We start from the raw sequence: 12662 nt of genomic DNA on the forward strand, positions 1-12662 counted from the left end.
CTCAAAGTCGTTGTAGCCGGTGATCTTGGAGAGGATAGCCCTGTTCGCGGTAGAAACGGAAACTCTCCCGCGCGGCCTGACGAATAGCCGGATCTTCCACCACCACCTCGGCCACACGGGCAAACGCCTTGGCGAACGGCGGCACTTTCAGGTCCAGGTTGACCAACAGGTCATGGTGATCGCCGCAACTGTCGCCCAAACCGAGCACCACCAGCCCTTCAGGTTCAGACTCGGCGGGGCCGTGGGGTACGAAGCTTTCGCCCTTGAAGCGCCACAGGCGGGCATCCAGCTCATCGCGTTGGGCAGCATCGCTGCAATGCAGGTAGATGCGGTGGCCCATGCGCCAGGCTTTTTCGGTGAGTTTGCAGGCAAAGTCCAGGCGCGCGAGCGGATCGGCGCTGGGCAGTATGTAGAAGTCGACTTGGGTCATTGCGGTTCCCGAGACCGAGGCGACATAAGCGTCGCCCCGGAATCTTCAGTTTCAGGCCTTGGCGCGATCCAGCAGGTACTGGGTCAGCAGCGGCACCGGACGGCCAGTGGCGCCCTTGTCCTTGCCGCCGCTGGTCCAGGCCGTGCCGGCGATGTCCAGGTGCGCCCAGTTGAAGTTCTTGGCAAAACGCGACAGGAAGCAAGCCGCGGTGATGGTGCCGGCTTTCGGGCCACCGATGTTGGCGATGTCGGCGAACGGGCTGTCCAGCTGTTCCTGGTACTCATCGAACAGCGGCAATTGCCAGGCGCGGTCGTCGGCGGCTTTACCGGCGCTGAGCAATTGCTCGATCAGCTCGTCGCTGTTACCCAGCAGGCCGGAGGTGTGGGAGCCGAGGGCGACGATGCACGCGCCGGTCAGGGTGGCGATGTCGATCACAGCCTGCGGCTTGAAGCGCTCGGCGTAGGTCAGGGCATCGCACAGCACCAGGCGACCTTCGGCGTCGGTGTTGAGGATTTCGACGGTCTGGCCGCTCAGGGTGGTGACGATGTCGCCCGGACGGGTCGCGCCACCGCTCGGCATGTTCTCGGCACAGGCCAGGATGCACACCAGGTTGATCGGCAGCTTGAGTTCCAGCACGGCACGCAGGGTGCCGAACACGCTGGCGGCGCCGCCCATGTCGTACTTCATCTCGTCCATGCCCAGGCCCGGCTTGAGGCTGATGCCGCCGGTGTCGAAGGTGATGCCTTTACCCACCAGGGCGTAAGGTTTCTCGGACTTCTTGCCGCCGTTGTATTGCATCACGATCAGGCGTGGCGGCTGGTCGCTGCCCTGGCCCACGGCATAGAACGAGCCCATGCCCAGTTCCTTGATCTTCTTCTCGTCGAACACTTCGACTTTCAGGCCCTTGAACTCTTTGCCCAGCGCCTTGGCCTGTTCGCCGAGGAAAGTCGGGTGGCAGATGTTCGGCGGCAGGTTGCCCAGGTCACGGGTGAACGACATGCCGTTGGCGATGGCCGTGGCGTGGGTCACGGCGCGCTGGACTTCAGCCTGGGCGGCCTTGATGGTCAGCAGGGTGATTTTCTTCAGGGCGCGGGGTTCGGTCTTGGTGCTCTTGAACTGGTCGAAGATATAGCCGCCGTCCACCAGGCTCTCGGCCAGCAGGCGGGTCTTGCCGTAGCTGTCACGGCCTTTGACCACGACTTCGTCGAGGGCCAGCGTCGCGTCGCTGCCGCCCAGGCCCTTGAGGGTGCCGAGGATGCCGCTGATGATCTTGCGGAACGGACGGTCACCCAGTTCGGCGTCCTTGCCCACGCCCACCAGCAATACGCGGTCGGCTTTCAGGTTGGGCAGGCTTTGCAGCAGCAGGCTCTGGCCGACTTTGCCGGCCAGGTCGCCGCGCTTGAGCACCGCGCTGATGGCGCCGCCGCTGAGTTCGTCGAGTTGCCTGGCGGCCACGCCGAGCTTGCGGCCTTCGCCGATGGCGACCACGAGGGTGGCGGTTTTCAACGTTTCGGGGCTAACGCTTTTTACAACCAGTTCCATTTTCGGGTCCCTTATAAAGGTCGGTTAGCCAGGAGTCTGTACTCCGGCTTTAATACCAGGCAGCCGTGTAAGCCGCCGGCGACAAAGGCCGCAGTTTGAACCTCGCCGACGGAGCCTGACAACCCTTGGTGCACGCTTTGTGCGTGTGCACGAGCAAGCTCCGTGACAGGCGCGGTCAATCACAGGATAATGCGCCATCTTTTTAGCCGGCCCTGTGTAAATGGGCTGTCTCGGTATGCTTGCTTGTTTGGCCGCCTTAGCCTGACAACCCTGGAGTGTCTGGTTTGATCGTCTTCCGTTATCTGTCCCGCGAAGTCCTGTTGACCCTGAGTGCCGTGAGTGCGGTGCTGCTGGTCATCATCATGAGTGGTCGTTTCGTCAAATACCTGGCCCAGGCTGCCTCCGGCGCCCTCGACCCGGGTTCGCTGTTCCTGATCATGGGCTTTCGCCTGCCGGGCTTCCTGCAGTTGATCCTGCCGTTGGGCCTGTTCCTCGGGATACTGCTGGCCTATGGCCGCCTGTACCTCGAAAGCGAAATGACCGTGCTCTCGGCCACCGGCATGAGCCAGCAGCGCCTGCTGGGCATGACCATGATCCCGGCCGCCGGCATCGCGCTGATCGTTGCCTGGCTGAGCCTGAGTCTGGCGCCCCAGGGTGCCCTGCAGTTCCAGCTGGTGCTGAACAAGCAGGACGCGATGACCGAGTTCGACACCCTCGAGCCCGGTCGCTTCCAGGCGCTCAATGACGGTTCCCGGGTGACCTACACCGAAACCCTGACCGACGACCGCGCCAACCTGGGCGGTGTGTTCATCTCCGAGAAGCGCCTGGGCCAGGACAAGAAAGACCGTGGCATTTCCGTGCTGGTGGCCGATTCGGGGCGCCAGGAAGTCCGTCCTGATGGCAGCCGCTACCTGATCCTGGAAAATGGCTACCGCTATGACGGCAGCCCGGGCATGGCCGATTACCGCGCGATCAAGTACGACACCTATGGCGTGATGCTGGCTCGTCCGGACATCAGCGACGAAGTCACCGACCGTGATGCCATCCCGACGACTGATCTGTGGGGCAGCAAGGAACTGCGTTCCATCGCCGAGTTGCAATGGCGACTCTCCCTGCCGCTGCTGGTGTTCATCGTGACCTTGATGGCTGTGCCGCTGTCTCGCGTCAACCCGCGCCAGGGCCGCTTCCTCAAGCTGTTGCCGGCAATCCTGCTGTACATGGCCTACCTGACCATCCTGATTTCCGCCCGTACCTCCCTGGAGAAGGGCAAGTTGTCGCCGACCCTGGGCCTGTGGGTGGTGCACGGGATGTTCCTGGTGATCGGCCTGGGGCTGCTCTACTGGGAACCGATCCGTTTGAAACTGAAGAGCCGTCGTGGCCAGAAGGAGTTGGCTCGTGGCTAAGCTCGATCGCTACATTGGTAGCAGCGTACTGATCGCCATCCTGGCGGTACTGGGCATCATCCTCGGGCTGGCGTCGTTGTTCGCCTTCATCGATGAAGTGAGTAATGTCAGCGACACCTACACCGTGTGGGACGTGCTGAGCTACGTGGCCCTCACCGCGCCGCGTCGCCTCTATGACATGATGCCGATGGCCGCGCTGATCGGCTGCCTGATCGGGCTGGGCAGCCTGGCCAGTAATAGCGAACTGACCATCATGCGCGCTGCCGGCGTGTCCATTGGTCGTATCGTCTGGGCGGTGATGAAGCCCATGCTGCTGCTGATGGCCTGCAGCGTGCTGATCGGCGAATACGTCGCGCCACCAGCCGAAACCACTGCCCAGGCCAATCGCGCCCTGGCCCAGGGGTCAGGCGATGCGCAAAGCTCCAAGCATGGTCTGTGGCACCGCCAGGGCGATGAGTTCATCCACATCAACGCCGTGCAGCCCGGCGGACTGTTGATTGGTGTGACCCGTTATACGTTCGACAAGGAGCGTCACCTGCTGGAGTCCAGCTTCGCCAAACGTGCGCAGTACGGTGGCGAAAAGTGGCAACTCAGCGATGTAACCACCACCTACTTCCGCAATATTGGCCAAGGCACCAAGGCCAGCACCGAAGTGATCAACGTACCGAGCCAGGAATGGGATATCGCCCTCAAGCCGGAGTTGCTGAATACCGTGGTGATGATTCCGGAAAGCCTGCCGATCTCCGGGTTGTGGGGCTATATCCACTATCTGAAGGACCAGGGCCTGAACAACGGCCGCTACTGGCTGGCATTTTGGGTCAAGGTGTTGCAACCGGTGGTGACCGCCGCGCTGGTGTTGATGGCGATTTCCTTCATTTTCGGCCCGCTGCGTTCGGTGACCCTGGGCCAGCGTGTATTCACGGGTGTGCTGGTGGGCTTCACCTTCCGCATCGCCCAGGACCTGCTTGGCCCTTCGAGCCTGGTGTTTGGCTTCTCGCCGCTGTTTGCGGTGCTGGTGCCCACCGGCATCTGCGCCCTGGCCGGGTTCTGGCTGTTGCGTCGAGCTGGCTGATGTCGCGCTTATGATCAAAAAATGCCCCGGTCGAGAGATCGGGGCATTTTTGTTCTGGTCAGCAAAGATGACGTCTGGCCTGAGCATCAGGTACAATTCCCGGCTATTTTTCAGCGGGCAATCTGCCTGCAGCCTTTTTGAGTGTTGATCCGTGAGTGATTTGAGTCATATCCGCAATTTCTCCATCATCGCCCACATTGACCATGGCAAGTCGACGCTGGCCGACCGGTTTATCCAAATGTGCGGTGGCCTTGCCGAGCGCGAAATGGAAGCCCAGGTCCTGGACTCCATGGACCTCGAACGCGAGCGCGGCATCACCATCAAGGCCCACAGCGTTACTCTGTATTACAAGGCCAAAGACGGTATCACCTACCAGCTGAACTTCATTGACACCCCGGGCCACGTCGACTTCACCTACGAAGTCAGCCGTTCCCTGGCGGCCTGTGAAGGTGCCCTGCTGGTGGTGGACGCCGGCCAGGGCGTGGAGGCGCAGTCGGTTGCCAACTGCTACACCGCGATCGAGCAGGGCCTGGAAGTCATGCCCGTGCTGAACAAGATCGACCTGCCCCAGGCCGAGCCTGAGCGCGTCAAGGAAGAGATCGAGAAGATCATCGGCATCGACGCCACCGACGCCGTCACCTGCAGCGCCAAGACCGGCCTGGGTGTCGACGAAGTGCTCGAGCGCCTGGTGCACACCATCCCTGCGCCGACCGGCAACTACGAAGATCCGCTGCAAGCGTTGATCATCGACTCCTGGTTCGACAACTACCTGGGCGTTGTCTCCCTGGTGCGCGTGCGCCATGGCCGCGTGAAGAAGGGCGACAAGATCCTGGTCAAGTCCACCGGCAAGATCCACCTGGTGGACAGCGTCGGGGTATTCAACCCCAAGCACACCGCGACCGTTGATCTGAAAGCCGGTGAAGTGGGCTTCATCATCGCCGGTATCAAGGATATTCACGGCGCACCGGTAGGTGACACCCTGACGCTGAGCTCCACGCCGGACGTCGACGTGCTGCCAGGCTTCAAGCGCATCCAGCCGCAGGTCTACGCCGGCCTGTTCCCGGTCAGCTCCGACGATTTCGAAGACTTCCGCGAAGCCCTGCAGAAGCTGACCCTCAACGACTCGTCGTTGCAGTACACCCCGGAAAGCTCCGACGCCCTGGGCTTCGGCTTCCGTTGCGGGTTCCTGGGCATGCTGCACATGGAAATCATCCAGGAGCGCCTCGAGCGCGAATACGACCTGGACCTGATCACCACTGCGCCGACCGTTATTTTTGAGTTGTTGCTGAAAACCGGTGAAACGATTTACGTCGACAACCCGTCCAAGCTTCCGGATCTCTCGGCGATCGAAGACATGCGCGAGCCGATCGTGCGCGCCAATATCCTGGTGCCGCAGGAACACTTGGGCAACGTTATCACCCTGTGCATCGAGAAACGTGGCGTACAGCGCGACATGCTGTTCCTCGGCACCCAGGTCCAAGTGACCTACGACATGCCGATGAACGAGGTGGTGCTGGACTTCTTCGACCGTCTCAAATCCACCAGTCGCGGCTATGCTTCGCTGGATTACCATTTCGACCGTTACCAATCGGCTAATCTGGTGAAACTGGATGTGCTGATCAACGGCGACAAGGTCGATGCCCTGGCACTGATCGTGCACAAGGACAACGCGCACTACAAAGGTCGCCAGTTGACCGAGAAGATGAAAGAACTGATCCCGCGCCAGATGTTCGACGTCGCGATCCAGGCCGCCATTGGCGGGCAGATCATTGCGCGGACCTCCGTCAAGGCACTCAGAAAGAACGTACTGGCCAAATGCTACGGCGGTGACGTAAGCCGTAAGCGCAAGCTGCTTGAGAAGCAAAAGGCCGGTAAAAAACGCATGAAGCAAGTAGGTAACGTGGAAGTTCCACAAGAAGCCTTCCTTGCGGTGCTCAGGTTGGATAGTTAGGTCCTATGTCGCTAAATTTCCCGCTGTTGCTGGTCATCGCCGTTGCCGTTTGCGGTCTCCTGGCGTTGCTCGATCTGGTGTTCTTCGCCCCGCGTCGGCGGGCGGCTATCGCGGCCTATCAGGGCAGCGTCAGCCAGCCCGATGGCGTGGTGATCGAGAAGCTGAACAAAGAGCCTTTGCTGGTTGAATACGGCAAGTCGTTCTTCCCGGTGTTGTTCATCGTGCTGGTGCTGCGTTCTTTCCTGGTGGAGCCGTTTCAGATCCCGTCGGGGTCGATGAAGCCTACCCTGGACGTGGGCGACTTCATCCTGGTGAACAAGTTTTCCTACGGCATTCGCCTGCCGGTGATCGACAAGAAGGTCATCGAAGTCGGTGACCCGCAGCGCGGCGATGTGATGGTGTTCCGCTACCCGAGCGACCCGAATGTCAACTACATCAAGCGTGTGGTTGGTCTGCCGGGCGACGTGATTCGCTACACCAGTGACAAGCGCCTGTTCATCAATGGTGAGTCGGTGGCTGAAAAGCTGCTGGGTTCCGAGCCGAACAGCCTGGGCAGCGCCGAGCTGTACCAGGAAAAACTCGGTGCGGTGGAGCACGAAATCCGCAAGGAAATGAGCCGCTACCGTGCCCAGCCTGATGGGCAGTGGAAGGTTCCGGCCGGGCACTACTTCATGATGGGCGACAACCGCGACAACTCCAATGACAGCCGGTACTGGGATGACCCCAACATTCCCAAGGACCTGCTGGGCATGGTTCCCGACCAGAATATCGTCGGCAAGGCCTTTGCGGTCTGGATGAGCTGGCCGGAACCCAAACTCAGCCACCTGCCGAACTTCTCGCGGATCGGGCTGATCAAGTAATACAGGCGGCGCTGTGATCACAGCGCCGAATGCTTTTCTGGGGTGGGGACAAATCGGTCCTGCCTCATGCGGCACCAACCAGGATTTGAATTTGAACACTGCGTCAATCGTCGATGGCCGCCGGTGCCACCAACTAGATATGGATAAACCGTGACCGTTTCTCTAGCACGTCTCGAGCGCCAGCTCGGCTACACCTTCAAGGACCAGGAACTGATGGTCCTTGCCCTCACACACCGCAGCTTTGCCGGGCGTAACAACGAGCGCCTGGAATTCCTCGGTGATGCCATCCTCAACTTCGTCGCCGGTGAGGCGCTGTTCGAGCGCTTCCCCCAAGCCCGTGAAGGCCAGTTGTCGCGCCTGCGTGCGCGCCTGGTGAAGGGCGAGACCCTGGCCGTGCTGGCCCGTGGCTTTGGCCTGGGCGAGTACCTGCGCCTGGGGTCCGGCGAGTTGAAGAGTGGCGGTTTTCGTCGCGAGTCGATCCTGGCCGATGCCCTTGAAGCGCTGATCGGTGCCATCTACCTCGATGCCGGCATGGAAGCCGCCAAGGAACGTGTCACTGCCTGGCTGACTTCCGAGATCGAAAGCCTCACGCTGGTCGACACCAACAAAGATCCCAAGACCCGCCTGCAGGAATTTTTGCAGTCCCGCGGGTGCGAACTGCCACGCTACGAAGTGGTGGATATCCAGGGTGAGCCCCATTGCCGCGTGTTCTTCGTGGAATGTGAAATCACCTTACTGAACGAAAAAAGCCGAGGTCAGGGTGTGAGCCGCCGTATTGCCGAACAGGTAGCGGCCGCCGCAGCACTGATTGCCCTGGGCGTGGAGAATGGCCATGACTGATTCAACCGCAACACGCTGTGGCTATGTTGCCATCGTCGGCCGCCCGAACGTGGGCAAGTCCACGTTGCTCAACCACATCCTTGGCCAGAAGCTGGCGATCACCTCGCGCAAGCCGCAGACCACCCGCCACAACATGCTGGGCATCAAGACCGAAGGCACCGTGCAAGCGGTCTACGTCGACACCCCAGGCATGCACAAAGGTGGCGAGAAAGCCCTGAACCGCTACATGAACAAGACCGCTTCGGCGGCGTTGAAAGACGTCGACGTGGTGATCTTCGTGGTCGACCGCACCAAGTGGACCGACGAAGACCAGATGGTCCTGGAGCGCGTGCAGTACGTCACCGGCCCGTTGATCGTCGCGCTGAACAAGACCGACCGTATCGAAGACAAAGCCGAGCTGATGCCGCACTTGAGCTGGCTGCAGGAACAACTGCCGAACGCCCAGATCATCCCGATTTCGGCCCAGCATGGCCACAACCTCGATGCCTTGGAGCGCGTGATCGCCGAGCACCTGCCGGAGAACGAGCACTTCTTCCCGGAAGACCAGATCACCGACCGCAGCAGCCGTTTCCTCGCCGCTGAACTGGTGCGCGAGAAAATCATGCGCCAGATGGGCGCGGAGCTGCCGTACCAGATCACCGTGGAAATCGAAGAGTTCAAGCAGCAGGGCAAGACCTTGCACATCCATGCGCTGATCCTCGTCGAGCGTGACGGTCAGAAGAAAATCATCATTGGCGACAAGGGCGAGCGTATCAAGCGCATCGGCACCGAGGCGCGCAAGGACATGGAATTGCTGTTCGATTCCAAGATCATGCTGAACCTGTGGGTGAAGGTGAAGGGCGGCTGGTCCGATGACGAGCGTGCACTGCGTTCCCTGGGCTATGGCGACCTGTAAGGTCCTGAATGCACCGCGGGCTGAAAATGTGGGAGGGGGCTTGCCCCCGATAGCGGTGGGTCAGTTGACAAATAAGTGACTGACACACTGCCATCGGGGGCAAGCCCCCTCCCACATTAGGTTTGTGTCGTTTTCAAAAGTGCATTCCAGCAGTGAGCAGCCATGTCCCAATCCCCACCCCCAAGCCAACTTGCCTACGTCCTGCACAGCCGCGCCTACCGCGAGACCAGCGCCCTGGTGGACTTCCTCACGCCCCAAGGCCGCCTGCGCGCCGTCTTGCGCAGTGCACGGGGCAAGGCGGGCACGTTGGCGCGGCCGTTCGTGGCCTTGGACGTGGAGTTTCGCGGCAAGGGTGAGCTGAAAAACGTCGGCCGCATGGAAAGCGTGGGTACCTCGGCCTGGCTCAACGGCGATGCACTGTTCAGTGGCCTTTACCTCAATGAACTGCTGATCCGCCTGCTCCCCGCCGAAGACCCGCACCCGGCAGTATTCGATCACTACGCTGCCACCTTGCTCGCCCTGGCCGAAGGCCGTCCCCTGGAACCCTTGCTGCGTGCGTTCGAATGGCGCCTGCTCGACGACCTGGGCTACGGCTTCGAACTGGCCAACGACCTGCACGGCGAGCCCATCGCCGCCGATGGTATGTATCGCCTGCAAGTGGACGCCGGCCTGGAGCGCGTGTACCTGCTGCAACCTGGCCTGTTCCAGGGCACCGAGCTGCTGGCCATGAGCGAAGCGGACTGGACGGCGCCCGGCGCCTTGTCCGCCGCCAAGCGCCTGATGCGCCAGGCCCTGGCCGTGCACCTGGGCGGACGGCCGCTGGTCAGCCGCGAGTTGTTTCGAAAGCCCTGACAACCCCGTGTATGCTGTGCGGCGTTTCTTTCCCTTTTCAGGAGCGCTTCCGTGAGCACCAGCAATCGCATTCTTCTTGGCGTCAACATCGACCACGTCGCCACCCTGCGCCAGGCCCGGGGCACCCGTTACCCTGACCCGGTCAAGGCCGCGCTGGACGCCGAAGAAGCGGGCGCCGACGGCATCACCGTGCACCTGCGCGAAGACCGCCGCCACATCCAGGAGCGCGACGTGCTGCTGCTCAAGGATGTGCTGCAAACCCGCATGAATTTCGAAATGGGCGTTACCGAAGAAATGATGCAGTTCGCCGAGCGCATCCGCCCGGCACACATCTGCCTGGTGCCGGAAACCCGCCAGGAGCTGACCACCGAAGGCGGCCTCGACGTGGCCGGCCAGGAAGCGCGGATCAAAGCCGCCGTGGAGCGCCTGTCGAAGATCGGCAGTGAAGTCTCGCTGTTCATCGACGCCGACGAGCGCCAGATCGAAGCCTCGCGTCGTGTCGGTGCACCGGCGATCGAACTGCACACCGGCCGCTACGCCGACGCCACCACGCCCACCGAAGTGGCCGAGGAACTGCAACGCATCATCGACGGTGTGAGCTGCGGCCTCAAGCAAGGCCTGATCGTCAACGCCGGCCATGGCCTGCATTACCATAACGTCGAAGCCGTGGCCGCGATCAAGGGTATCAACGAGCTGAACATCGGCCATGCGCTGGTGGCCCATGCGCTGTTTGTCGGTTTCAAAGGCGCTGTCGCCGAAATGAAAGCCCTGATCCTGGCTGCCGCCAAGCACTAAACAACGATGCAGTTGCAATGTGGGAGGGATTGCCCCCTCCCACATGCGAACCCTTACTGTTTAGCCGTTGCAGGTGTATCGTATCTGCCCTTTGCAGGCCTTGGGCCTGCGGCCGATACGTGAGGTTGTTGTGTCCCGATCCTTTTCCCGTCGACAAATCCTGGGTGGTCTTGCAGGCCTGGCCGTAGTGGGCGTCGGTGCCGGTGGCGGCTACCGCTACTGGCTGGGGAAAGTTGCCGAAGCCGAGGCGGGGCACGACTACGAGCTGATCGCCGCGCCACTGGACGTGGAATTGGTGCCAGGGCACAAGACCGAAGCCTGGGCGTTCGGCCCTTCGGCGCCGGGCACCGAGTTGCGGGTGCGCCAGGGCGAATGGCTGCGGGTACGCTTTATCAACCACCTGCCGGTTGCCACTACCATTCACTGGCACGGCATCCGCCTGCCGCTGGAAATGGATGGCGTGCCCTACGTCTCTCAATTGCCGGTCCTGCCCGGCGAATACTTCGACTACAAATTCCGCGTACCCGACGCCGGCAGCTACTGGTACCACCCCCACGTGAACAGCAGCGAAGAACTTGGCCGTGGCCTGGTTGGCCCGCTGATCATCGAAGAGCGCGAACCCACCGGTTTCAAGCACGAGCGCACCCTCAGCCTGAAAAGCTGGCATGTAGACGAAGAGGGGGCTTTCGTCGCATTCAGTATCCCGCGTGAGGCGGCCCGGGGCGGTACGGCAGGGCGCTTGTCGACGATCAACGGCGTGTCCCAGGCGGTGATCGATTTGCCGGCCGGGCAGATCACCCGCGTGCGGTTGCTCAACCTCGACAACACCCTGACCTATCGCATCAACATCCCGGATGTTGAAGCGCAGATCTACGCGCTGGACGGCAACCCCATCGAGCCACGCCCCCTGGGCAAGGAATATTGGTTGGGCCCGGGCATGCGTATCTGCCTGGCGATCAAGGCGCCGCCGGTGGGTGAGGAACTGTCGATCCGCAACGGCCCGGTACGCCTCGGCACCTTCCGTTCGGTCGCCAACACCGATGCGCCCGGCGAATGGCCGCCTGCGTTGCCCGCCAACCCGATCAGCGAACCGGACCTGGCCAATGCCGAGAAACTCAACTTCAATTTCGAGTGGGTGGGTTCGGTCTCGGTCAACACCGACAACGGCAAGCCACCCAGCCTGTGGCAGATCAACGGCAAGGCCTGGGACATCACCGACAAGACGTGCGCCGACCGCCCGATTGCCAAGCTGGAGAAGGGCAAGAGCTACATTTTCGAATTGAAGAACATGACCCAGTACCAGCACCCGATCCACCTGCACGGCATGAGCTTCAAGGTGATCGCCTCGAACCGGCACAAGGTGATCCCGTATTTCACCGACACCTACCTGCTGGGCAAGAACGAGCGTGCCCGCGTGGCACTGGTGGCGGATAACCCAGGCGTCTGGATGTTCCATTGCCACGTGATCGACCATATGGAAACCGGCCTGATGGCCGCCATCGAGGTGGCGTGATGCGCCAGATCCGCCCAACCGCAATCATTGATCGCAGCCGCGACCAGGACTTCATGCGCGAAGCCCTGGCCCTCGCCGCCGAAGGCGCCGCGCTGGGAGAAGTGCCCGTCGGCGCGGTGCTGGTGCAGGACGGTGAGATCATCGGCCGAGGCTTCAACTGCCCGATCAGCGGCAACGACCCCAGCGCTCACGCCGAGATGGTCGCCATCCGCGCCGCCGCGCAAGCCATCAGCAATTACCGCCTGGTGGGCAGCACGCTGTATGTGACCCTGGAGCCGTGCAGCATGTGCGCCGGTTTGATCGTGCATTCGCGGGTTGCGCGGGTGGTGTATGGCGCATTGGAGCCCAAGGCGGGAGTCGTGCAAAGCCAGGGGCAGTTTTTTACCCAGGGCTTTCTGAATCATCGAGTGTTGTTTGAAGGCGGGGTGCTGGCTGAGGAGTGCGGGACGGTCTTGAGCGAGTTCTTCAAGGCCCGCCGGGCCAAATCTGCTCTCTAAACGACGCTGGAA

Annotated in this window: 12 protein-coding genes; 10 read left to right on the top strand and 2 right to left on the bottom strand. The window is 61.6% G+C overall.

From position 1 onward, the window contains the following. Window position 1: 1 nt before the first annotated feature. Window positions 2-430, bottom strand: coding sequence for a DNA polymerase III subunit chi (locus AC3WP7_RS02025; protein WP_012722396.1), 429 nt, complete (start codon window positions 428-430; stop codon window positions 2-4). Between the two features lie 51 nt (window positions 431-481). Then, window positions 482-1972 carry a leucyl aminopeptidase gene (locus AC3WP7_RS02030; RefSeq protein ID WP_092240945.1) on the bottom strand — a complete coding sequence of 497 codons (1491 nt, stop codon included), beginning with the start codon at window positions 1970-1972 and terminating at the stop codon, window positions 482-484. A 284-nt stretch (window positions 1973-2256) separates the two neighbouring features. On the opposite strand from AC3WP7_RS02030, the gene lptF reads away from it, so the two are divergent. From lptF to tadA, 10 genes are all read left to right on the top strand, one after another. After that, complete coding sequence (gene lptF / locus AC3WP7_RS02035; protein ID WP_092240947.1) at window positions 2257-3375, top strand: LPS export ABC transporter permease LptF; 1119 nt, start codon at window positions 2257-2259, stop codon at window positions 3373-3375. Next, window positions 3368-4447 (top strand): LPS export ABC transporter permease LptG, encoded by a 1080-nt coding sequence (lptG, locus tag AC3WP7_RS02040; RefSeq protein WP_071488637.1) that lies wholly within the window; start codon window positions 3368-3370, stop codon window positions 4445-4447. The genes lptF and lptG overlap by 8 nt, the downstream gene beginning before the upstream one ends. Window positions 4448-4598: 151 nt before the next feature. Then, window positions 4599-6398, top strand: a complete 1800-nt coding sequence (lepA, locus tag AC3WP7_RS02045) for a translation elongation factor 4 (protein ID WP_003188853.1) — start codon at window positions 4599-4601, stop codon at window positions 6396-6398. A 5-nt stretch (window positions 6399-6403) separates the two neighbouring features. After that, complete coding sequence (gene lepB / locus AC3WP7_RS02050) at window positions 6404-7258, top strand: signal peptidase I (protein WP_071488638.1); 855 nt, start codon at window positions 6404-6406, stop codon at window positions 7256-7258. Window positions 7259-7408: 150 nt separating this feature from the next. Beyond that, window positions 7409-8098, top strand: coding sequence for a ribonuclease III (gene rnc, locus AC3WP7_RS02055; RefSeq protein ID WP_012722401.1), 690 nt, complete (start codon window positions 7409-7411; stop codon window positions 8096-8098). Beyond that, on the top strand, window positions 8091-8993 hold the full coding sequence (era, locus tag AC3WP7_RS02060; protein ID WP_033902448.1) for a GTPase Era: 903 nt from the start codon (window positions 8091-8093) through the stop codon (window positions 8991-8993). Before rnc ends, era begins: the two co-directional genes overlap by 8 nt. A gap of 162 nt (window positions 8994-9155) precedes the next feature. Further along, complete coding sequence (gene recO / locus AC3WP7_RS02065; RefSeq protein WP_058425777.1) at window positions 9156-9845, top strand: DNA repair protein RecO; 690 nt, start codon at window positions 9156-9158, stop codon at window positions 9843-9845. Window positions 9846-9896: 51 nt separating this feature from the next. Beyond that, the gene (gene pdxJ / locus AC3WP7_RS02070; RefSeq protein WP_071488640.1) at window positions 9897-10640 is read left to right on the top strand and encodes a pyridoxine 5'-phosphate synthase; all 744 of its coding nucleotides are present in this window, start codon (window positions 9897-9899) and stop codon (window positions 10638-10640) included. Window positions 10641-10770: 130 nt separating this feature from the next. Beyond that, a complete protein-coding gene (locus tag AC3WP7_RS02075; RefSeq protein WP_071488641.1) occupies window positions 10771-12153 on the top strand; it encodes a multicopper oxidase family protein in 1383 nt (460 codons plus the stop codon). Then, a complete protein-coding gene (gene tadA / locus AC3WP7_RS02080; protein WP_092240951.1) occupies window positions 12153-12650 on the top strand; it encodes a tRNA adenosine(34) deaminase TadA in 498 nt (165 codons plus the stop codon). Before AC3WP7_RS02075 ends, tadA begins: the two co-directional genes overlap by 1 nt. Window positions 12651-12662 lie beyond the last annotated feature (12 nt).

The sequence above is a fragment of the Pseudomonas sp. FW305-3-2-15-C-LB1 genome, from assembly GCF_058787615.1.